This window comes from Enterobacter cloacae complex sp. 309I3 (assembly GCF_050031595.1).
GTDB classification, from domain to species: domain Bacteria; phylum Pseudomonadota; class Gammaproteobacteria; order Enterobacterales; family Enterobacteriaceae; genus Enterobacter; species Enterobacter cloacae.
In genome coordinates this window covers 1454426-1476213 of the sequence record NZ_JBLGWI010000001.1, presented here as the reverse complement: position 1 = coordinate 1476213, position 21788 = coordinate 1454426, and the positions used below count along the sequence as shown (strand labels likewise).

Genomic DNA, 21788 nt, shown 5'->3' with positions numbered 1-21788 from the left:
ACATGTTTCACCGTTTATGGACGTTAATACGCAAAGAGCTGCAATCGCTGCTGCGCGAGCCGCAAACCCGCGCCATTCTGGTGTTGCCGGTGCTCATCCAGGTGTTTCTGTTCCCTTTTGCCGCCACGCTTGAGGTGACCAACGCCACCATCGCGATTTACAACGAAGACAACGGTAAACATTCCGTCGAGCTGACCCAGCGCTTTGCCCGGGCGAAGGCTTTTACCCATATCCTCCTGCTGAAAAGTCCACAGGCGATCCAGCACACCATCGATACCCAGAAAGCGCTGCTGCTGGTGCGTTTTCCGGCTGATTTTTCCCGCAATCTGGACACCTTCCAGCCCGCGCCCATGCAGTTGATCCTCGACGGGCGTAACTCCAACAGCGCGCAGATTGCCGCGAATTATCTGCAACAGGTGGTGAAGGATTATCAGCAGGAGTTGATGGAGGGGAAACCGAAGCCCAACAACAGCGAGCTGGTGGTACGTAACTGGTACAACCCAAACCTGGACTACAAATGGTTTGTGGTGCCGTCGCTGATCGCCATGATTACCACCATTGGGGTGATGATCGTCACCTCCCTGTCCGTCGCCCGCGAACGCGAGCAAGGTACGCTCGATCAGCTGCTGGTCTCCCCGCTGGCGACCTGGCAAATCTTCGTCGGTAAAGCGGTTCCCGCCCTGATTGTTGCCACGTTCCAGGCTACCATCGTGCTGGGCGTGGGGATCTGGGCCTACCAGATCCCGTTCGCCGGGTCACTGGCGCTGTTCTACTTCACGATGGTGATCTACGGGCTGTCGCTGGTCGGGTTTGGCCTGCTGATTTCCGCGCTCTGCTCCACGCAGCAGCAGGCGTTTATTGGCGTGTTTGTCTTTATGATGCCGGCCATCCTGCTCTCCGGGTATGTTTCGCCGGTTGAGAATATGCCGGTGTGGTTACAGGATCTGACGTGGATAAACCCGATTCGTCACTTTACGGATATCACCAAGCAAATTTATCTGAAGGATGCGAGTCTGGATATTATCTGGGGAAGTTTGTGGCCGCTACTGGTCATAGCGGCCACGACGGGTTCAGTGGCGTACGCGATGTTTAGACGCAACATTGCGTAGCTTTTTCTCTTTGGCCAGCAAAGAGACCACCGCAGGCCCTGCAAGAATGGCCAGACCGGCCAGCGCCAGCAGCAGGTTGTTTTGCAGCACACGGGACAGCAGCCACAGCACAATCATTGCGGCACCAAAGTACCAGGTGGTGGTGAGCTCTTCGAGCACATCACCCACCTCGCGCCAGCGCGCTTCATGATGGCGCTGCAGGAACAACATCGACAGCACGGTGACGCCATAGAGGACGCATAGTCCTAAGCCAACACGCACCAGCGTGCCGCTCATCCAGCCCATCACCAGTACGGCCACGACCAGTAAATGCAACATTATCTGCCAGCAACTTAGACCCGTTGCGACACGAACACGTTGTTGCCACTTCATGGCTTCTCTCCTGAAGGATTTTTCTCTGCTTAATCAGACTACCGCACTTTACGGAAAATTCCGTAACACCGCATCTTTTTGTGACGACGACTACACTTTATTTTCATTGGGATAGTCACTCAGGAAGGAGCTTATGACCAAAAAAATGCAGCATTTCTCGCTTAAAGTGCTGACGATAAACATTCATAAAGGCTTCACAGCATTTAATCGCCGCTTCATTTTACCGGAGCTGCGCGACGCGGTTCGCACCGTCAGCGCGGACATTGTCTGCCTGCAGGAAGTGATGGGCGCGCACGAGGTCCATCCGATGCACTTCGAAAACTGGCCCGACACGCCCCACTACGAATTTCTGGCCGACACCATGTGGAGTGATTACGCTTACGGCCGCAATGCGGTCTATCCTGAAGGGCATCACGGAAATGCGGTGTTGTCGCGTTATCCCATTGAACATTACGAGAACCGGGACGTCTCCGTCGGCGAAAGCGAAAAGCGTGGGCTGCTGTATTGCCGTATCGCCCCGCCGGATCTCGATTTTCCGGTGCACGTTGGCTGTGTGCATCTCGGTTTACGGGAAGCGCATCGCCAGGCACAGCTGCAGATGCTGGCCGAGTGGACTAACGCCCTGCCCGAAGGAGAGCCAGTGGTCATTGCCGGGGATTTCAACGACTGGCGGCAGCGGGCTAACCACCCTCTGAAAGTGGAGGCCGGGCTGGAGGAAATTTTCACCCGCGCGCACGGCAGACCTGCGCGCACGTTTCCGGTGCGCTTCCCGTTGCTGAGGCTTGACCGCATTTATGTGAAAAACGCCCATGCCAGCAGCCCGACCGCGCTGGCGTTGCTTAACTGGCGCCACCTTTCCGACCATGCCCCGCTGAGCGCGGAGATCCACTTATGAAATGTACCTGGCAGGAAGGCAACCGGATCACGCTGCTGGTCAACGGGGACGAATATTACCCCGCCGTTTTTGATGCGATAGACCGCGCGCAGCATAAAGTGATCCTCGAGACCTTTATCTGGTTTGAAGATGATGTGGGCAAACAGTTGCACAGCGTGCTGCTGCGCGCCGCCCAGCGCGGCGTAAAAATTGAAGCGCTGCTGGATGGCTATGGCTCGCCCGATCTCAGCGATGCGTTCGTGAATGAGCTCACTGCCGCAGGCGTTGTGTTCCGCTACTACGATCCCGGCCCTCGCCTGTTCGGCATGCGTACCAATCTCTTTCGCCGGATGCACCGCAAAATCGTTGTCGTTGATGAGACGGTGGCGTTTGTCGGTGGCATTAACTACTCCGCCGAGCATATGTCTGACTACGGCCCGGAGGCCAAGCAGGATTACGCCATCCGCATCGAAGGGCCTGTGGTTCAGGACATTTTGCTGTTTGAACTGGAAAACTTACCCGGCAAAGAGGCCGCCCGACGCTGGTGGAAGCGCCGCCATCGTCCGGAAGAGAACCGGAAGCCCGGCGAAGCGCAGGCGCTGTTCGTCTGGCGGGATAACGGCGAGCACCGGGACGATATTGAGCGCCACTACCTGAAAATGCTGGCGAATGCCAAACGCGAAGTGATCATCGCTAACGCCTATTTCTTCCCGGGCTACCGGCTGCTGCACGCCATGCGCAGTGCTGCCCGACGCGGCGTCCGCGTGAAGCTGATTGTGCAGGGCGAGCCGGATATGCCCATCGTCAAAGTCGGCGCGCGGCTGCTCTATAACTACCTGCTCAAAGGCGGAGTGCAGATCTACGAATACCGTCGCCGACCGCTGCACGGCAAAGTCGCGCTGATGGACGATCACTGGGCGACCGTCGGCTCCAGTAACCTCGATCCGCTGAGCCTGTCGCTTAACCTGGAAGCGAACCTGATCATTCACGATCGCCAGTTTAACCAGACCCTGCGGGATAACCTGCAGGGTCTGATCGTCAACGACTGCGTGCGCGTGGACGAGTCCATGGTGCCAAAACGCACCTGGTGGAATCTGGGGATCAGCGTAGTGGTGTTCCACTTCCTGCGCCATTTCCCGGCGATGGTGGGCTGGCTGCCGGCGCATACCCCAAAACTTGCGCTGGTGGATCCGCCTGTTCAACCCGAGATGGAAACCCAGGACCGCATTGAGGCGGAAGATGGAGGGAAAACCTGATGTCTAAATCGCATCCACGCTGGCGAATGGCGAAAAAGATCCTGACCTGGCTGTTTTTTATTGCCGTTGCGGTGCTGCTGGTGGTTTACGCGCAAAAGGTGGATTGGGAAGAGGTGTGGAAAGTCATCCGCAACTACAACCGGATGGTGCTGCTGGGAGCGGTTGGGCTGGTGATTGTGAGCTATCTGATGTACGGCTGCTATGACCTGCTGGGCCGCGCCTACTGCGGCCACAAGCTGGCAAAACGCCAGGTCATGCTGGTGTCGTTTATCTGCTACGCCTTTAACCTGACGCTCAGCACCTGGGTCGGGGGGATTGGCATGCGCTATCGCCTGTACTCGCGCCTGGGACTGCCCGGTGGGACCATCACGCGTATATTTTCGCTGAGCATTACCACCAACTGGCTGGGTTATATTCTGCTGGGTGGGGTGATCTTTACCATCGGCGTGGTGCAGTTGCCCGCACACTGGTATATCGATGAAGCCACGCTGCGGATTTTGGGTTTCGCGCTCCTGCTCATTATCGCCCTGTATCTCTGGGCCTGCGCCTTTGCCAGACGCCGCCATATGACCATCAAAGGGCAAAAGCTGGTTTTACCTTCATGGAAATTTGCCGTGCTGCAGATGGCGGTCTCCAGCGCCAACTGGATGGCGATGGGGGCAATTATCTGGCTGCTCATTGGCGAAGATGTGAATTATTTCTTCGTGCTGGGGGTGCTGCTGGTGAGCAGTATTGCCGGGGTGATCGTACATATTCCGGCCGGGATTGGGGTGCTGGAAGCGGTATTTATCGCCCTGCTTGCCGGAGAACATGTTTCTCATGGGACGATTATCGCCGCCCTGCTCGCCTACCGCATGCTCTATTACTTCCTGCCGCTGGCGCTGGCCACGGTCTGTTATCTGGTGCTTGAGAGCCGGGCGAAGAAGCTGAGAGCGAAGAACGAGAAGGCGATGGCAAAATAGGCGCAGCGGTCTGATGCCCTCACCCCGGCCCTCTCCCACAGGGAGAGGGAGAAAAACCGCACCGTTAGGGTGAGGGGCAGTATTTAACGACGGTTGCCGAAAATACGCAGCAGCATCAGGAACAGGTTGATGAAGTCCAGATACAGCGTCAGGGCGCCCAGAATTGAGTATTTACGCAGGTTGGAACTGTCACGCACGTCAATCTGCTCACCGATGTTTTTCAGCTTCTGGGTGTCGTAGGCGGTTAAGCCAACGAAAATCACCACCCCGATATAGGTCACCGCCCACATCAGCGCGTCGCTCTTCAGCCACAGGTTTACCAGCGACGCCAGCACAATCCCGATCAACCCCATGAATAGCATGTTGCCAAGACCGCTGAGGTCACGTTTGGTGGTGTAACCGTACAGGCTCATCACACCAAACATCCCGCCGGTGACCACAAAGGTGCTGGCGATGGAGGAGTAGGTATAGACGATGAAAATGCTGGAAAGCGTCAGTCCCGTCAGTGCCGAATAGAGCATAAACAGGGTGGTCGCCATCCCGGCACTCAGCTTCTGTACCAGACCGGAGAGCACAAACACCAGTGCCAGTTGCGCAATGATCAGCCCAAAGAAGGTGATTTTGCTGGAAAAGATAAACATCATCAGTTCAGGGGTATTGGCCGCATACCACGCGATAAATGCGGTAAGCAGTAAGCCCACCGTCATCCAGCCATAAACCTGAGCCATATACGTCTGCAGGCCACTACGGGTCTGCTGTACTATCGAATCGGAACGCGGAAATCGGTCCATGATTCACTCCTGATTAAGTAGACACACACGTTAAGACTAACACATCCACATAAACCTGTTACCAACGGCTGGCGGCCTGTTTGTCGCTGTCGCGCGATTCAACCCACCGCTCCCCCTCCGGCGTCGCTTCACGTTTCCAGAACGGGGCTTTGGTTTTCAGGTAATCCATGATGAACTCCCCGGCAGCAAACGCGCTGCCGCGATGGGCGCTGGTCACCCCCACGAAAACGATCTCCTCGCCCGGCCACATCTCACCGATGCGGTGGATAACCGTCACACGCCCGAGCGGCCAGCGGCCTCGCGCCTCTTCGACGATCGCAGCCAGAGATTTCTCGGTCATGCCCGGATAGTGTTCCAGCGTCAGCGCTTTTACGCTGTCGCCAAGGTTGTGGTTACGCACTTTACCGGTGAAGGTCACAACAGCACCGTCTTCATCGCGCTCTGCCAGCCAGTGATATTCCGTACCGACGTTAAAGCGCTCAGGGCTAACCAGAATTCGCGTATCAGCCATCTTAACCCCCCGTCACCGGTGGGAAGAAGGCCACTTCATCACCTGCCGCCAGCGGATGGGTAAACTCCACCAGCGTCTGGTTGACGGCGGCCAGCAGCTTCCCTTCATCCAGCGCCAGCGCCCAACGGTCGCTTTGCGCCGCCAGATGCGCACGCAGTGCGGCAACGTCTTTAAACGTCGCTTCCAGCGTCAGGCTGTCGGTATTCACCAGTTCACGCACCTGGGCAAAAAAGAGCACCTTAATCATGGCTGTCCACCTTAAAATCACCGGATTTGCCGCCGCTTTTCGCCAGCAGACGAACCGGGCCAATCACCATATCTTTCTGCACCGCTTTGCACATATCGTAGATGGTCAGCGCGGCAACGGACGCCGCCGTCAGCGCTTCCATCTCCACGCCCGTTTTACCGGTTAAACGACACAGCGATTCGATGCGCACGCGGTTGTGCTCTGGCTGGGCCTGAAGATTGACCTCCACCTTGCTGAGCATCAGCGGGTGGCAGAGCGGAATTAAGTCCCAGGTACGTTTCGCCGCCTGGATCCCGGCGATGCGGGCAGTGGCAAAGACATCACCCTTATGGTGGCTGCCGTCGATAATCATCGCCAGGGTGCCTGGCAGCATGGTAACGAACGCTTCGGCACGCGCCTCGCGGACCGTTTCGGCCTTGGCAGAAACGTCCACCATATGCGCTTCGCCAGCGGCGTTAATGTGGGTCAGTTGCGACATAGCTTATTTCTTTAAATGGGGATGAAAATTACACGGACGGGTACGGGCATCCAGCTGCGGGGCGATAATGTTGTCCCACGCGGTGCGGCAGGCTTTGGTCGAGCCCGGCATGGCGAATATCAGTGTGTTGTTCGCCATGCCCGCCACCGCACGTGACTGCAGCGTCGAGGTACCAATCTCTTCAAACGACAGCATGCGAAACACTTCGCCGAAGCCTTCTACCTCGCGGTCGAACAGCGGGATAAGCGCCTCTGGCGCCTGGTCGCCTGCGGTAAAACCGGTGCCGCCGGTGATCAACACCACCTGCACTTCATCGCTGGCAATCCACTGGGAGACCTGTGCGCGTATGGCATAGCGGTTCTCTTTGACGATCGCTTTATCGACGATCTTATGCCCGGCGTCATGGGCGGCTTCGCGCAGCCAGTGGCCGGAGGTGTCATCCTCTTCGCCACGACGGTCGGAAACGGTAAGGATGGCAATACGTGTCGGGATAAATTCCGCGCTGACCTGACTCATCTTCTGGTTCCTTCTTAAGCCTGATTACCCGCCAATGTATGACAGGTTCTGAGTAATGCCGGTGTTGCCCTGATGCAGGAAGTGGGTCTGTTTTTTATGCGTCAGCGCCTCAGAAATACGCGCTTCCAACGCGGTCTGTTGCGCATCGTCTTCCAGCAGATCGCGAAGGTTAACGCCGCCATCCCCGAACAGACAGAGATGCAGTTTGCCCACCGAGGAGACGCGCAGGCGGTTACAGCTGGCGCAGAAATCTTTCTCGTAAGGCATGATAAGCCCAATCTCCCCTTCGTAATCCGGGTGACAAAAGACCTGCGCCGGGCCGTCGCTGCGCTGGCGGATCTGGTGGATCCAGCCGCGTTTAAGCAGCTCATCGCGCAACACCATGCCGGAGATGTGATGGCGGCGGAACAGCTCGCTGCCCTCGCCCGTCTCCATGAGTTCAATAAACCGCAGTTGAATGGGGCGGGATTTGATCCACGCCAGGAAGGTATCCAGCTGATGATGGTTTACATCACGCATCAGTACGGTGTTGACTTTGACCTTATCGAACCCGGCGGTAAACGCGGCATCAATACCGTCCATCACCTGCTGGAATTTATCCTGCCCGGTAATGGCATGAAACTGACGGGCATCCAGGCTGTCCACGCTGACGTTAATGGCCGTTAAGCCCGCATCACGCCAGGTTGCGACATCGCGCGCCATGCGGTAGCCATTGGTGGTCACCGCAATCTGACGGATGCGTTCGTTTTCACGCACGGCGGCAATAATGTCGGGGAAGTCACGGCGCAGCGAAGGTTCTCCGCCGGTCAGACGCACTTTTTCCGTGCCGAGTGCCGAGAACGCGCGCGTAACGCGGCGAACTTCATCCACGGAGAGAAAGCCGTTATTGGTGACGCTGCCCGGTTTGTAGCCGTCGGGCAGACAGTAGGTGCAACGGAAGTTGCACACATCGGTAATCGACAGACGTAAGTAGTAAAACTTACGCGCGAAAGCATCAGTAAGTTGTGAAGCCATGTACACCTTTCCAGATACGGGAGGCACAGTCATTTCTTTCTGTACCCTGGTGGCATAGTTGCCACGGCCAGGGCGCCATATCTTTCGACACAGGCACCAGGGCTAGAGTGTATGTTTTCAAATTTGAAAACGTGGTTATGGCGATAGTAGCGCGTAAATCACCCTTTCGCCATTACCGCTTAACGCTATATAAACATGTATATAGCGACCTGATCGTGCATTTTCGTTACAGAATACGCCAAAACAGCAGATTCGCATTGATATACGTCATTTTGCCCTGGCTGAGGCATCGTCTTTTAGGGGTAGTTAGGTTACTGTTACGCAGATCGAACGTGATAAGGAATATGTATGCGCAATCGCACTTTTGCGGATCTTGACCGGGTGGTGGCACTGGGTGGAGGCCATGGTCTGGGCCGGGTGATGTCCTCTTTGTCATCCCTTGGCTCAAGACTGACAGGGATAGTAACAACAACGGATAACGGCGGATCGACGGGGCGGATCCGACGCGCAGAAGGCGGCATTGCCTGGGGCGATATGCGTAACTGCCTGAACCAGTTAATTACCGAACCGAGCGTCGCCTCGGCGATGTTTGAGTACCGTTTTGGCGGTAACGGGGAACTTTCCGGGCATAACCTTGGAAATTTGATGCTTAAAGCGCTGGATCACCTGAGCGTGCGCCCGCTGGAAGCGATCAATCTCATCCGCAATCTGCTCAAAGTGGATGCGTTCCTGATCCCGATGTCTGAACAACCGGTCGATTTGATGGCCATCGACGTGGAAGGCCATGAAGTGTACGGCGAAGTGAATATTGATCAGCTTACGCTGCCGCCGAAAGAGCTGATGACTTACCCGGCCGTTCCTGCCACGCGCGAAGCAGTTGAGGCCATCGCCGAGGCGGATTTGATCCTGATTGGCCCGGGCAGTTTTTACACCAGCCTGATGCCGATTTTACTGGTGAAAGAGCTGGCGCAGGCCCTGCGCAGAACGCCCGCCCCGATGGTGTACATCGGTAATTTAGGCCGTGAATTGAGTCCGGCTGCGGCCAGCCTGTCCCTGGCGGATAAACTGGAGCTGATGGAGCAGTACGTCGGTAAAAAAATCATCGACGGTGTTGTGGTCGGGCCGAAAGTGGATGTGTCGGGTATTGGCGATCGCGTGGTGGTGCAGGAGCCGCTGGAGGCCAGCGATATCAAATACCGTCATGACCGTCACTTGTTGCGTGACGCGCTGGAGAAGGCGATTCAGGAGTTGGGTTAGGCTCGTTTTGTGCGGCCTGATGCCCTCATCCTGGCCCTCTCCCACAGGGAGAGGGCGAAAACACGCTGCTTTACCTAAGATGCGGCGATGAAAAGATCCCGCAGCTGATGCAGCTGGTCGCGAATTTGCGCTGCCTCTTCGAACTCCAGGTTCTGGGCGTGCTGCATCATCTGCGCTTCCAGCTCGTGGATTTTCTGCTGCAGCGCTTTCGGCGTCAGCGCGACGGTATCTTCCTCCACCACGGAACGCGCCTTGCCGCGTCCTTTCGCTTTGGTCTTCGCAATGTTCTGACCCAGGGCCAGAATATCCACCACCTTCTTGTTCAGACCCTGCGGCGTAATGCCATGCTCTTCGTTGTAGCGCTGCTGTTTCTCGCGACGGCGTTCCGTTTCGCCAATCGCTTTCGCCATCGACGGGGTGATTTTATCGCCGTAGAGAATCGCTTTACCGTTGACGTTACGCGCGGCGCGGCCAATGGTCTGGATCAGCGAGCGCTCAGAACGCAGGAAGCCCTCTTTGTCAGCATCGAGGATTGCCACCAGCGAGACTTCCGGCATATCCAGACCCTCTCGCAACAGGTTGATCCCCACCAGCACGTCAAACTCGCCCAGACGCAGGTCGCGGATAATTTCCATACGCTCCACGGTATCGATATCCGAGTGCAGATAACGCACCTTCTCGCCGTGTTCTTCCAGATATTCGGTCAGGTCTTCCGCCATACGTTTGGTCAACGTGGTGACCAGCACGCGCTCGTTGATTGCCGAACGGGCGCGGATCTCGGAGAGCAGATCGTCCACCTGAGTCGCAACCGGACGGACTTCGATCACCGGATCCAGCAGCCCTGTCGGACGAACCACCTGGTCAACCACCTCATCGCCCGATTTCTCCAGTTCGTAGTTGCCCGGCGTCGCCGAAACGTAAATGGTTTGCGGTGCCAGCGCTTCAAACTCTTCAAACTTCATCGGACGGTTGTCCAGCGCCGACGGCAGGCGGAAGCCGTACTCCACCAGCGTCTCTTTACGCGCGCGGTCACCGCGATACATCCCGCCGATCTGCGGGATCGTGACGTGGGATTCGTCGATCACCAGTAACCCGTCCGCCGGAAGGTAGTCAAACAACGTCGGCGGCGGCTCGCCCGGCCCACGACCGGAGAGGAAACGGGAGTAGTTTTCGATGCCGGAGCAGTAGCCCAGCTCGTTCATCATCTCCAGATCGAACTGGGTACGCTGGCTCAGGCGTTGCTCTTCCAGCAGTTTATTGTTCGCCAGCAGCACCTTACGGCGTTCCGCCAGCTCCTCTTTGATCTCTTCCATCGCCTGCACAATACGCTCGCGTGGCGTTACGTAGTGCGTTTTCGGGTAGATGGTGTAACGCTGAATAACGGACTCGACGTGGCCGGTGAGCGGGTCGAACAGCGACAGGCGTTCCACCTCTTCGTCAAACAGCTCAACGCGCAGGGCAATGTCGTCCGATTCCGCCGGGAAGATGTCGATAACCTCGCCGCGCACGCGGAACGTACCGCGCTGGAACGCCTGGTCGTTACGGGTGTACTGCAGCTCCGCCAGTCGGCGCAAAATCGCACGCTGATCGATGATCATCCCCTGCGTCAGGTGAAGCATCATCTTGAGGTAGAGATCCGGGTCGCCCAGACCGTAGATGGCAGACACCGACGCGACCACCACCACATCACGACGTTCCAGCAGCGCCTTCGTCGCCGAGAGACGCATCTGCTCAATGTGTTCGTTCACCGAGGCATCTTTCTCGATGAAGGTGTCAGAGCTCGGCACATAGGCTTCTGGCTGGTAGTAATCGTAATACGAGACGAAATACTCGACGGCATTCTCCGGGAAGAACTCTTTCATCTCGCCATACAGCTGCGCCGCCAGCGTTTTGTTGGGCGCCAGCACCATGGTGGGGCGTTGCAGATCCGCAATGACGTTGGCGATGGTGAAGGTTTTACCCGAACCGGTCACCCCCAGCAGCGTCTGGTGTGCCAGCCCATCTTCCAGCCCCTCTTCAAGACGACGGATCGCCTCAGGCTGGTCGCCAGAAGGACGGAAAGCAGAATTCAGTTTGAACGGTTTACTCATGGGCGACAACCTGGTGATGTAAAAAGCGGCAGGTGAGTAATTTTACTCGTTGTGGCCAGGAATGCCAGTAAAAAACACTGGATGTAAAACCAGTAGCGTGTCACGATATTTAGCATAGCACCCGAAGGATTAGCGTATTCCCGGTCAAAATTTCGACTGAGACGACATAAAACACCAGCCCTACCCGGTTATCCCCAGAACATTTTCATTTTTAACATTTGTCAAGCCAGGTAATGGTTGTTTTATGGCAACCGGTGACACTTTTATGACGGCAATTGATTTTATCTAACCATTTAAATCTTAAAGGATATTTTCCAGAGCCGCGTTTCGCGTCAATTTGGGCGTAACCCGCGTCCTCTCTCGCTTATCGCGTGTTTTCTAACTCTAATGCACATGGTTATCCACAGGAATAGTGGATAACTGCGTCCAGCCCATACAGACTGCCGCTCAGCAAATTCCCGGTTTTTCCCACGAGGCGGTGACAAAAAATTTTTATCGCTAATTTTTGCCAATCAACCGTTGCGTTATTCATAACCAATCAATGAGATCTTGCTCACAATTCAGCCATTTCAGTCCCTGCACCACCGCTAACAGTTCTGGCACTGAGACAGTGCAATCCGCTTATCGATCGGTCGTTTTGCGACGGCATTATCCTAAAAAAGCCTCTTTTTTAATCAGTTCAACGGTTCTGGCAGGAGATTTGCAGATTCATTAACGAGCCTCACCCACATACATTTTTAAGGAGAGAAAGATGTTGAGTCTGCGTGCAGTCAATCAGTTTTACGGAAACCAACATACGCTATGGAATGTCGATTTGGATTTACCGCAGGGCTTATGCACAGGGGTGATTGGCCTGCCCGGCATGGGAAAAACCACCCTCATCAACTGCATCACCGGCGCGTTACCGGTGCAGAGCGGAACCATCGTCTGGCACGAAGCCGGTGCCCCGCCCTGTGATTTACTGCGTCAGGCACCGGATCAACGCGCGCTGCCGGGGATTGGCTACGTGCCACAGGACCGACGGATTTTTTCGCAACTGACCATTGAGGAAAACTTGCACATCGCCATGCGGGCGACAGGGGCAACGGACACGCGCGCAAAAAGCGATGTCTATGACCTGTTCCCGCAGCTATGGGCGCTGCGACAGATTCGGGCGAACGGGCTCTCCCCGGACGATCAGTATCAGCTGGCTCTGGCTAACGCGCTGGTCAACCGACCGCGGGTATTGATTCTGGATGAGCCGCTGCAGGGCGCAGGGTACAGCTTTGCTCAGAAGCTGGGCCATCTGCTGGCGAGGCTTAATCGTGAGCTGGGGATGACGGTGTTATTAGCCGAGCAGCAGCTGTCGTTTATCCGCCGGGTAGCGGATCGTTTCTGTATGCTGTATCGCGGGCGTAACGTGGCCCAGGGCCACGTTACCGAGCTGGATGACGAGCTTATTGCCCACTGGATGTCGCGGGAAGCAAGGCACTGAGGTCGAGGTAATGCCCGGTGTCGGCGTGCTCAGCACCGTCCGCAAGCCATGGGATCTCCCCCAGGAACGGCGCGGGAAGCACTCGCCTGAGCGTGGCCAGATACTCCTGATGACGCTTACCGGGTGCGACCACGTCGTTGGCTATCCAGCCCGCCAAACGCAGCCCGGCCTGCTGAACGGCCTGTGCCGTTAACATGGCGTGGTTGATACAGCCGAGCTTCACCCCGACCACGAGGATCACCGGAAGCTGCTCACGCTGGACCCAGTCCGCAAACGTCAGTTCGTCCGACAGCGGCGTAAACCAGCCCCCTGCGCCTTCCACCAGCACCCAGTCAGCCTGGCGCTCCAGTGCGCGCAGGCCGTCCGAGAGCACGGAAAACGCGATGGGGCGGCCTTCATCGGCGCTGATAATGTGCGGCGACGTCGGCTCGGCAAAGGTATAAGGATTCACCGCCGCATAGTCCAGCGGCAGCGTGCTGTTACGCTGCAGCGCCAGCGCGTCGGTGTTGCGTAACCCCTGTGCCGTCATCTCACTTCCGGAGGCGACGGGCTTGTACCCGGCGGTGGTTTTGCCCTGCAGACGAGCCGCCTGCAACAGTGCGGAACTGGCCACCGTTTTACCCACTTCGGTATCCGTTCCGGTGACAAAATAACGTTCAGTCACGTTCGATAATCCCATGAAAGAGTTGATAAGAGAGCGGGAAAGTGCCCCGCCGCTGCGGCCAGGCCAGCTCCAGGCGCTGCAACTGCCCGCGCGTGAGCGGTTTTCTCTCGCGCCCGTCATGCAGATGCGTAGCGCCAATGCCCTTCAGCGAGCGCATGGCGCTGAACGCATCGCTAAAGTTCAGCGTGATGTTCTGCACCTGGCTGCGAAAGCGCCAGCCCGTCAGCGCGTCCGTCACCTGTTCATACGCTAAAAAGCGGTTGGCGTGCGGCTGTTCGTCTACCGCTTTCCATGCCTGATTCAGCTCGGGCAGCGAGCTTTCCAGCAGGGTGGTAAAGGCCACCTTTCCGCCCGGACGCGCCACGCGATACAGCTCGTTTAACGCCTGCGAAAGGCTACTGCACCACTGTACCGCCAGGTGACTCCACACCAGATCGAACTGCGCATCCTGCAGCGGAAGCGACTCAATATCGCCAGTCAGATAGCGGTCAGCCGCCTGTTGCTGTCGCGCCTCGTCCAGCATCTGCTCAGAGAGATCGAGTGCGGTGACGTGGCTTCCGGCGTCGCGCCAGTAGCGGCTGTTGCCGCCGGGGCCGCATCCGGCATCCAGTACGTACCGGAAACGACGCGCACCGAGTAGCTCAAGCAGCCCCTGAGCGCTCTGACGCTGAAGCTCATCATGCTGAGAATAACTGCGTGCAGCACGGCCAAACGCCGCCGCAATGGCCTGTTTATTGACTGGCGACATGGAGAGCCTCCAGCAGCGCATCGATATCTTCCGCTTTGTGCGCCGCCGTCAGCGTCAGACGCAGACGCGCCGTACCCGGCGGCACGGTGGGCGGACGGATGGCCGTGACCCACATTCCCCGTTCGCGCAGCGTCTGTGCCAGCGCGAGCGCGCGGTTGTTTTCCCCCACGATAACGGGCTGGATGGCGCTCTGCGAGTCGGTGCTTTGGAAAGGAAGCCGATCCAGACCCTGACGGAAACGCTGAATATGTTCTGCCAGACGCGCGCGCCGTTCAGCCCCCTCTTCACCGCGGATCACCTCCAGCGAGGCAGAGAGCGCCACCGCCTGCGCAGGCGGCATACTGGTGCTGTAAATCAGATGTCGGGCGAACTGCAGCAGATAATCGGCGACGGACTCGCTGCACAGCACGGCGGCCCCGCTCACGCCAACGCCTTTGCCAAAGGTGACGATCAGCAGTTCCGGCTTCACGCCCTGCTGACTGGCGCTACCGCGACCGTCCTCACCCATCACGCCAATACCGTGGGCATCATCCACCAGCAGCCAGGCGTTTTGCTGTTTCGCAACGTCAGACAGCGCACGAAGCGGCGCGCTGTCGCCATCCATGCTAAAGACCCCTTCCGTCACCACCAGCTGTTGTCCGGCACAGGGTTTATCCAGCAGCGTGGCGAGCGAAAGCGCATCATTGTGGGCAAAGCGCCGCAGCTGTGCCGGGCTGAGACTCGCCGCCTCCAGCAAAGAGGCGTGGCTTAAGCGGTCCGCGGTGATACGATCGTCCTTGCCCATCAGCGCGGCAATCACCGCCTGATTGGCGGCAAAGCCGGAGATGAACAGCAGCGCGCGCGGATAGCCCAGCCAGTCGGCAAGCGTCTCTTCCAGCCCCTGATGCGCTGTTGTATAGCCGCTGACGTGCCCCGAACCGCCGCTGCCCACGCCGTAGTGTTCCGCCCCCTGCTGCCAGGCGCGAACAATCGCCGGATGCTGGCTCAGGCCGAGATAATCATTGCTGGAAAAATTACAGTACTGCCGCCGGGCGTGGGTCAGAAAACGGCCTGCACCGTTTTCCACTACCCTGCGAACGCGAAAAGCATCCCGCGCCCGGCGCTCTTCGAGCGCGGATTGAATACGAGCCTGCCAGGTCATACGGATGCCGCGTTGTAGAACTGTTCGGTATCGGCGTTGAAAATCTGCTGCTCCAGCTGCTGCTGTTGCTCGTTATCTCCCGCCAGCACCTCGGTCTGATGCGGGTTCAGCCCCAGCTTGCGGAACAGCTGGACGTCTTTGTCCTCTTCCGGGTTCGGCGTGGTCAGCAGCTTGCAGCCGTAGAAGATGGAGTTAGCGCCAGCCATAAAGCACATCGCCTGCGTCTGCTCGTTCATCTGTTCGCGACCGGCAGAAAGGCGGACGTATGAGGTTGGCATCATGATGCGCGCGACCGCGATGGTGCGGATAAAATCAAACGCATCGACATCCTCGTTATCCGCCAGTGGCGTGCCTTTGACCTTCACCAGCATGTTGATTGGCACGCTTTCCGGCGGGGTCGGCAGGTTCGCCAGTTGCAGCAGCAGACCGGCGCGATCTTTCACCGTTTCACCCAGCCCCACAATCCCGCCCGAGCACACTTTGATGCCCGCTTCGCGCACTTTGTCCAGCGTATCCAGACGCTCCTGATAGGTACGGGTGGTAATGATGTTGCCGTAAAACTCTGGCGAGGTGTCGAGGTTGTGGTTGTAATAATCCAGCCCTGCAGCAGACAGGCGCTGCGCTTGCTCTTCGTTCAGCGTGCCGAGGGTCATACAGGCTTCCAGCCCCATCTCTTTGACCCCTTTCACCATCTGCTCCAGGTACGGCATGTCGCGATCGTGCGGGTTTTTCCATGCCGCCCCCATGCAGAAACGGGTAGAGCCCGCGTTTTTCGCCTTACGCGCGGAGTCGAGCACCTGCTCCACTTCCATCAGACGTTCGGATTCCAGCCCGGTTTTATAGCGCGCGCTCTGCGGGCAATATTTGCAATCTTCCGGGCAGGCACCGGTCTTGATCGACAGCAGCGTACTGACCTGAACATGGCGCGGATCGAAGTGCTGACGATGCACCTGTTGGGCTTCGAACATCAGCTCCAGGAAAGGTTTATTGAATAATTCAGTGACTTGCGACATCGTCCAGCGTGCGTGGTGAGCCATGGGGCTTCTCCAAAGGGTTTTGTTAATTTTCGGTTCGGTTTATACTCGTAAACCTAAAACTTTTCAAAATGGTTTACAAGTCGATTATGACCCAGGACGATCTCGCCTTCGACCAGCAGCATATCTGGCACCCTTACACCTCCATGACCCGCCCGCTTCCGGTCTACCCGGTGGCCTCGGCCCACGGCTGCGAACTGCACCTTGCCAGCGGCGAGCCGCTTGTTGACGGTATGTCATCCTGGTGGGCGGCCATTCACGGGTACAACCACCCGCGTCTGAATGCCGCGATGAAAGCGCAGATTGAGCAGATGTCGCACGTGATGTTTGGCGGCATTACCCATCAACCGGCGGTTGATCTCTGCCGTCGTCTGGTGGCGATGACGCCCGATGCGCTGGAGTGCGTGTTCCTTGCCGACTCCGGCTCGGTGGCGGTGGAAGTGGCGATGAAAATGGCGCTGCAGTACTGGCATGCCAGGGGGGAATCCCGTCAGCGATTCCTGACCTTCCGCAACGGCTACCACGGCGATACCTTTGGCGCGATGTCGGTGTGCGATCCGGATAACTCCATGCACAGCCTGTGGAAGGGGTACCTGCCGGAAAACCTGTTTGCCCCGGCCCCGCAGAGCCGTTTCGACGGCGAGTGGAATGAAATGGACATGGTCGGCTTTGCGCGGCTGATGGCTGCCCACCGCCATGAGATTGCCGCCGTGATCCTCGAACCGATTGTTCAGGGTGCTGGTGGGATGCGCATGTACCATCCCGAGTGGTTAAAACGCATTCGTAAAATGTGTGACCGCGAGGGCATCCTGCTGATTGCCGATGAGATCGCCACCGGATTTGGCCGCACGGGTAAGCTGTTTGCCTGCGAACATGCGGATATCACACCGGATATCCTGTGCCTGGGGAAAGCGCTGACCGGCGGTACCATGACGCTCTCCGCCACCCTCACTACCCGTCAGGTGGCCGACACCATCAGCGACGGCGAAGCAGGCTGCTTTATGCATGGCCCGACTTTTATGGGCAATCCGCTGGCCTGCGCGGTGGCAAACGAAAGTCTCGCGATCCTGCAAAACGGCGAGTGGCAAACGCAGGTTGCGGCGATTGAGGCGCAGCTGAAAGAAAAGCTCAGTGCCGCCTCGGGGGCGAACTTCGTGGCGGACGTACGCGTGCTGGGTGCCATCGGCGTGATTGAGACCACCCATCCGGTGAATATGGCGGCATTGCAGCGCTTCTTTGTAGAGCGGGGTGTCTGGGTGCGGCCTTTCGGCAAACTTATCTACCTGATGCCACCGTATATCATCACGGCTGAACAGCTACGCACGTTAACCGCCGCGGTGGTTGAAGCCGTTAACATTCCGGCGCATTTCACGATTTGACCCTATGCGTTACACTTCCTGAACGAGTGAATAACGAGGGCAAACCGTATGAAAATCATCAGTAAAGATCTGCGCGACGGCGAAAAACTGCCTGAACGCCACGTCTTCAACGGGATGGGGTATCAGGGAGATAATATCTCTCCGCATCTGGCATGGGACGATGTGCCGGCGGGCACCAAAAGCTTTGTGGTCACCTGCTACGACCCGGATGCGCCGACCGGCTCCGGCTGGTGGCACTGGGTTGTGGCCAACCTGCCCGCCGATACGCGCGTTCTGCCGCAGGGTTCCGGCTCCGACCTGGTCGCCCTGCCGGAAGGCGCCATTCAGACGCGCACCGATTTTGGGAAAGCCGGTTACGGTGGCGCAGCGCCGCCAAAAGGGGAAACGCACCGCTATATCTTCACGGTTCACGCGCTGGATGTAGAGAAGATTGAGGTCGACGAAGGGGCGAGCGGCGCGATGGTAGGGTTTAATGTGCATTTCCATTCGCTGGAGAGCGCGTCGATTACGGCGATGTATTCGTAAAAAAAAGCCGGGTGGCGGCTACGCCTTACCCGGCCTACATTTCGGATTCGTAGGCCCGGTAAGCGCAGCGCCACCGGGCAAAAAAATCACAGCACCGAAGGCAGCAACCCCACCAGACGCCCCTCTTCCAGAAGCTGCATCGCCTTATCAATATCCGGCGCAAAGAAGCGGTCATCATCGTAATGCGATACGTGCTCACGCAGCGCATGACGTGCCTGCTCCAGCAGCGGGCTGGACTTCAGCCCTTCACGCAGATCGATCCCCTGACACGCCGCCAGCCATTCCACTGCCAGCACGCCACGGGTATTGGCGGCCATTTCCCACAGACGACGTCCGGCTGCCGGAGCCATTGAGACGTGATCTTCCTGGTTGGCAGAGGTTGGCAGGCTGTCCACGCTGTGCGGATGCGACAGCGCTTTGTTTTCGCTCGCCAGCGCTGCGGCCGTCACCTGGGCAATCATAAAGCCTGAATTCACCCCGCCGTTGCGCACCAGGAACGGTGGCAGCTGGGACATATGCTTATCCATCATCAGCGCAATTCGCCGCTCGGACAAGGCGCCCACTTCGGCAATCGCCAGCGCGATGTTATCCGCCGCCATCGCCACGGGCTCGGCGTGGAAGTTACCACCGGAGACCACCTCGTTTTCCTGGGCGAACACCAGCGGGTTATCGGACACCGCGTTGGCTTCCACCAGCAGCACTTCTGCGGCCTGGCGCAGCTGCGTCAGACACGCGCCCATCACCTGCGGCTGACAGCGCAGCGAGTACGGATCCTGTACCTTGTCACAGTTATGGTGCGAATCAGCAATCTCACTGGTCTCCGTCAGCAGATGGCGATACATCGCGGCAGCGTCAATTTGCCCGCGCTGGCCACGTACGTCATGAATACGCGCGTCAAACGGACGACGCGAGCCCAGTACCGCCTCCGTGGTCAGCGCACCGCACACCACGGCCGAGGCGAACAGATCTTCAGCTTCAAACAGACCGCGCAGCGCAAAGGCCGTGGAGGCCTGCGTGCCGTTAAGCAGCGCCAGCCCCTCTTTTGCCGCAAGGGTGATTGGCGCTAATCCGGCCTTTTTCAGCGCCTCTTTTGCCGGGAGCCACTCTCCCTGCCAGCGCGCCTGACCTTCCCCCAACAACAGCAGCGACATATGCGCCAGCGGGGCGAGATCGCCGGAGGCGCCAACGGAGCCTTTGGCGGGGATCCACGGATAGACTTCCGCGTTCACCAGCGCTATCAGGGCCTGGATCACGCTCAGACGAATGCCGGAAAAGCCGCGCGCCAGACTGTTAATTTTGAGCACCATCATCAGACGGACAATCTCGTCGTCCAGCGGCTGGCCAACGCCTGCGGCATGGGAAAGCACCAGCGAACGCTGGAGATTTTCCAGATCGTGCGTGGCAATGCGCGTCTGCGCCAGCAGACCAAAACCGGTGTTGATACCGTAGGCGGTACGCCCCTCGGCAATAATGGCTTCAACGCAGGCCACGCTGTCGTTAATGGCGGCATGGGCGCTTTCATCCAGCGAAAGCGTGACCGGCTGACGCCAGACATGACGCAGCTGTTTGAGCGTGAGCGAGCCGGGAGTGAGTGTTAACGCGTTCATTCATGCTTTCCTTGTGTGGCAGGGATCATCGGCAGGTTAAGTCCCTGCTCTGTGGCACATTCAATAGCAATCTCGTAACCCGCATCTGCGTGACGCATCACGCCGGTTGCCGGGTCGTTGTGCAGCACGCGTGCGATACGCGCGGCGGCTTCATCCGTTCCGTCACAGACGATAACCATCCCGGAATGCTGGGAGAAGCCCATTCCCACGCCGCCACCGTGGTGCAGCGATACCCAGGTCGCGCCGCTGGCGGTGTTGAGTAAGGCATTCAGCAGCGGCCAGTCGGAGACCGCGTCTGAGCCGTCGCGCATGGCTTCGGTTTCACGGTTCGGGCTGGCGACGGAGCCAGAATCCAGATGGTCGCGACCAATCACAATCGGGGCTGACACTTCGCCGCTGCGCACCATTTCGTTAAAAGCCAGACCCAGCTTTTGCCGCCACGCCAGCCCGACCCAGCAGATACGCGCCGGCAAGCCCTGGAAGTTAATGCGCTCGCGGGCCATATCCAGCCAGTGGTGCAGGTGTTCATCGTCCGCGACAATTTCCTTCACTTTGGCATCGGTTTTGTAGATATCTTCCGGGTCGCCGGACAGGGCCACCCAGCGGAACGGGCCGATACCGCGACAGAACAGCGGACGAATATAGGCTGGGACAAATCCCGGGAAATCAAAGGCGTTGCTGACGCCCATCTCTTTTGCCATCTGGCGGATGTTGTTGCCGTAATCGAAGGTCGGAATGCCCATCTCGCTGAACGCCAGCATGGCGGAGACGTGTTCTGCCATCGAACGCTTAGCGGCCAGTACCGTGCCTTCAGGATCGGTTTCGGCTTTTTGCTGGTAGGCTTCCCACGTCCAGCCTTTTGGCAGATAGCCGTGCAGCGGATCGTGGGCGCTGGTCTGGTCGGTGACGAGGTCAGGGCGAACGCCACGGGCCACGAGTTCCGGCAGGATCTCTGCCGCGTTGCCGCACAACGCTATCGATACCGCTTTACCTTCCGCGGTGTATTTTTTGATACGCGCCAGCGCGTCATCGAGGCTGTCGGCCTGTTCGTCAACATAGCGGGTACGCAGACGGAAATCGATGCGGCTCTGCTGGCATTCAATGTTCAGCGAGCAGGCGCCAGCCAGCGTCGCGGCCAGCGGCTGTGCACCGCCCATGCCACCCAGACCCGCGGTCAGTACCCAGCGGCCTTTCAGCGAGCCGTTGTAGTGCTGACGACCGGCTTCGACGAAGGTTTCATAGGTGCCCTGCACAATCCCCTGGCTGCCAATGTAGATCCAGCTACCCGCGGTCATCTGGCCATACATCGCCAGCCCTTTGGCATCCAGTTCGTTAAAGTGTTCCCAGGTCGCCCAGTGTGGGACCAGGTTAGAGTTGGCAATCAAAACGCGCGGCGCGTTTTTGTGGGTTTTAAACACGCCGACCGGCTTGCCGGATTGCACCAGCAGGGTTTCGTCGTGTTCCAGTTCGGTCAGGGCCTTAACAATGGCGTCATAGCACTCCCAGTTGCGCGCGGCGCGGCCAATGCCGCCGTACACCACCAGTTCGTGGGGGTTTTCCGCAACCTCAGGATCAAGGTTGTTCATCAACATGCGCAGTGGTGCTTCGGTGAGCCAGCTTTTAGCGGTAAGGGTGGTGCCGCGCGCGGCGCGGACATCCTGCTGACGGTATTTACCTGACGACATTGTGTGCTCCTCATACGGGACAGATGATGCATTTAGATATACTTGTATAGACAA

General features: G+C 58.0%; 22 protein-coding genes and 1 riboswitch. Of the genes, 8 read left to right on the top strand and 14 right to left on the bottom strand.

Going from position 1 to position 21788, the window contains the following annotated elements:
• Window positions 1-2 precede the first annotated feature (2 nt).
• Window positions 3-1109, top strand: coding sequence for an ABC transporter permease (locus tag ACQG22_RS06925; RefSeq protein ID WP_013097484.1), 1107 nt, complete (start codon window positions 3-5; stop codon window positions 1107-1109).
• On the opposite strand, the gene ACQG22_RS06920 is transcribed toward ACQG22_RS06925, so the two are convergent.
• Window positions 1071-1481, bottom strand: a complete 411-nt coding sequence (locus tag ACQG22_RS06920; protein ID WP_014831155.1) for a YbhQ family protein — start codon at window positions 1479-1481, stop codon at window positions 1071-1073. The genes ACQG22_RS06925 and ACQG22_RS06920 overlap by 39 nt on opposite strands.
• A 133-nt stretch (window positions 1482-1614) precedes the next feature.
• On the opposite strand from ACQG22_RS06920, the gene ACQG22_RS06915 reads away from it, so the two are divergent.
• Genes ACQG22_RS06915 through ACQG22_RS06905 form a run of 3 tightly spaced genes read left to right on the top strand, consistent with a single transcriptional unit; the run spans window position 1615 to window position 4573 of the window.
• Complete coding sequence (locus tag ACQG22_RS06915) at window positions 1615-2376, top strand: endonuclease/exonuclease/phosphatase family protein (protein WP_013097486.1); 762 nt, start codon at window positions 1615-1617, stop codon at window positions 2374-2376.
• Entirely contained in the window at window positions 2373-3611 is a 1239-nt protein-coding gene (gene clsB, locus ACQG22_RS06910) for a cardiolipin synthase ClsB (RefSeq protein ID WP_013097487.1), read from the top strand. Before ACQG22_RS06915 ends, clsB begins: the two co-directional genes overlap by 4 nt.
• Window positions 3611-4573 (top strand): lysylphosphatidylglycerol synthase domain-containing protein, encoded by a 963-nt coding sequence (locus ACQG22_RS06905; RefSeq protein WP_013097488.1) that lies wholly within the window; start codon window positions 3611-3613, stop codon window positions 4571-4573. Before clsB ends, ACQG22_RS06905 begins: the two co-directional genes overlap by 1 nt.
• A gap of 83 nt (window positions 4574-4656) precedes the next feature.
• Here ACQG22_RS06905 and ACQG22_RS06900 read toward each other — a convergent pair whose 3' ends face one another.
• From ACQG22_RS06900 to moaA, 6 genes are all read right to left on the bottom strand, one after another.
• Window positions 4657-5364 (bottom strand): Bax inhibitor-1/YccA family protein, encoded by a 708-nt coding sequence (locus ACQG22_RS06900; protein WP_014831151.1) that lies wholly within the window; start codon window positions 5362-5364, stop codon window positions 4657-4659.
• Between the two features lie 58 nt (window positions 5365-5422).
• Window positions 5423-5875: a molybdopterin synthase catalytic subunit MoaE gene (moaE, locus tag ACQG22_RS06895; protein ID WP_013097490.1), complete on the bottom strand. Its 453-nt coding sequence runs from the start codon at window positions 5873-5875 to the stop codon at window positions 5423-5425.
• A gap of 1 nt (window position 5876) precedes the next feature.
• Window positions 5877-6122 carry a molybdopterin synthase sulfur carrier subunit gene (moaD, locus tag ACQG22_RS06890; protein WP_013097491.1) on the bottom strand — a complete coding sequence of 82 codons (246 nt, stop codon included), beginning with the start codon at window positions 6120-6122 and terminating at the stop codon, window positions 5877-5879.
• On the bottom strand, window positions 6115-6600 hold the full coding sequence (gene moaC, locus ACQG22_RS06885) for a cyclic pyranopterin monophosphate synthase MoaC (protein ID WP_020684982.1): 486 nt from the start codon (window positions 6598-6600) through the stop codon (window positions 6115-6117). The genes moaD and moaC overlap by 8 nt, the downstream gene beginning before the upstream one ends.
• Window positions 6601-6603: 3 nt before the next feature.
• Window positions 6604-7116, bottom strand: a complete 513-nt coding sequence (moaB, locus tag ACQG22_RS06880) for a molybdenum cofactor biosynthesis protein B (protein WP_013097493.1) — start codon at window positions 7114-7116, stop codon at window positions 6604-6606.
• Window positions 7117-7140: 24 nt separating this feature from the next.
• A complete protein-coding gene (gene moaA, locus ACQG22_RS06875) occupies window positions 7141-8130 on the bottom strand; it encodes a GTP 3',8-cyclase MoaA (protein ID WP_013097494.1) in 990 nt (329 codons plus the stop codon).
• Window positions 8118-8252, bottom strand: a riboswitch (molybdenum cofactor riboswitch). Its footprint overlaps the gene before it by 13 nt.
• Window positions 8253-8478: 226 nt before the next feature.
• On the opposite strand from moaA, the gene yvcK reads away from it, so the two are divergent.
• The gene (gene yvcK, locus ACQG22_RS06870; RefSeq protein WP_040020669.1) at window positions 8479-9387 is read left to right on the top strand and encodes a uridine diphosphate-N-acetylglucosamine-binding protein YvcK; all 909 of its coding nucleotides are present in this window, start codon (window positions 8479-8481) and stop codon (window positions 9385-9387) included.
• A 74-nt stretch (window positions 9388-9461) separates the two neighbouring features.
• Here the strand turns inward: yvcK and uvrB are convergent, their stop codons facing one another.
• Window positions 9462-11477, bottom strand: coding sequence for an excinuclease ABC subunit UvrB (gene uvrB / locus ACQG22_RS06865; protein WP_013097496.1), 2016 nt, complete (start codon window positions 11475-11477; stop codon window positions 9462-9464).
• Window positions 11478-12228: 751 nt separating this feature from the next.
• Between uvrB and ACQG22_RS06860 the strand changes: the two genes are divergently transcribed.
• Window positions 12229-12951: an ABC transporter ATP-binding protein gene (locus ACQG22_RS06860; protein WP_023622020.1), complete on the top strand. Its 723-nt coding sequence runs from the start codon at window positions 12229-12231 to the stop codon at window positions 12949-12951.
• Here the strand turns inward: ACQG22_RS06860 and bioD are convergent.
• From bioD to bioB, 4 genes are read right to left on the bottom strand one after another with little or no spacing between them, the layout of a single operon-like run.
• Window positions 12914-13615 (bottom strand): dethiobiotin synthase, encoded by a 702-nt coding sequence (gene bioD / locus ACQG22_RS06855; protein ID WP_020685271.1) that lies wholly within the window; start codon window positions 13613-13615, stop codon window positions 12914-12916. The genes ACQG22_RS06860 and bioD overlap by 38 nt on opposite strands.
• Window positions 13608-14363 (bottom strand): malonyl-ACP O-methyltransferase BioC, encoded by a 756-nt coding sequence (bioC, locus tag ACQG22_RS06850; RefSeq protein WP_369706376.1) that lies wholly within the window; start codon window positions 14361-14363, stop codon window positions 13608-13610. Before bioC ends, bioD begins: the two co-directional genes overlap by 8 nt.
• Window positions 14347-15504 (bottom strand): 8-amino-7-oxononanoate synthase, encoded by a 1158-nt coding sequence (bioF, locus tag ACQG22_RS06845; protein ID WP_214553445.1) that lies wholly within the window; start codon window positions 15502-15504, stop codon window positions 14347-14349. Before bioF ends, bioC begins: the two co-directional genes overlap by 17 nt.
• On the bottom strand, window positions 15501-16541 hold the full coding sequence (gene bioB / locus ACQG22_RS06840; protein WP_014831141.1) for a biotin synthase BioB: 1041 nt from the start codon (window positions 16539-16541) through the stop codon (window positions 15501-15503). The genes bioF and bioB overlap by 4 nt, the downstream gene beginning before the upstream one ends.
• A 68-nt stretch (window positions 16542-16609) precedes the next feature.
• Between bioB and bioA the strand changes: the two genes are divergently transcribed.
• Together bioA and ACQG22_RS06830 are read left to right on the top strand one after the other, a co-directional pair.
• Entirely contained in the window at window positions 16610-17917 is a 1308-nt protein-coding gene (gene bioA / locus ACQG22_RS06835) for an adenosylmethionine--8-amino-7-oxononanoate transaminase (RefSeq protein WP_369706375.1), read from the top strand.
• A 48-nt stretch (window positions 17918-17965) separates the two neighbouring features.
• Window positions 17966-18442, top strand: a complete 477-nt coding sequence (locus ACQG22_RS06830; protein ID WP_013097504.1) for a kinase inhibitor — start codon at window positions 17966-17968, stop codon at window positions 18440-18442.
• 86 nt (window positions 18443-18528) lie between these two features.
• Here the strand turns inward: ACQG22_RS06830 and hutH are convergent, their stop codons facing one another.
• Entirely contained in the window at window positions 18529-20049 is a 1521-nt protein-coding gene (hutH, locus tag ACQG22_RS06825) for a histidine ammonia-lyase (RefSeq protein WP_038418932.1), read from the bottom strand.
• Complete coding sequence (gene hutU / locus ACQG22_RS06820) at window positions 20046-21734, bottom strand: urocanate hydratase (protein WP_013097506.1); 1689 nt, start codon at window positions 21732-21734, stop codon at window positions 20046-20048. Before hutU ends, hutH begins: the two co-directional genes overlap by 4 nt.
• Window positions 21735-21788: the final 54 nt, after the last annotated feature.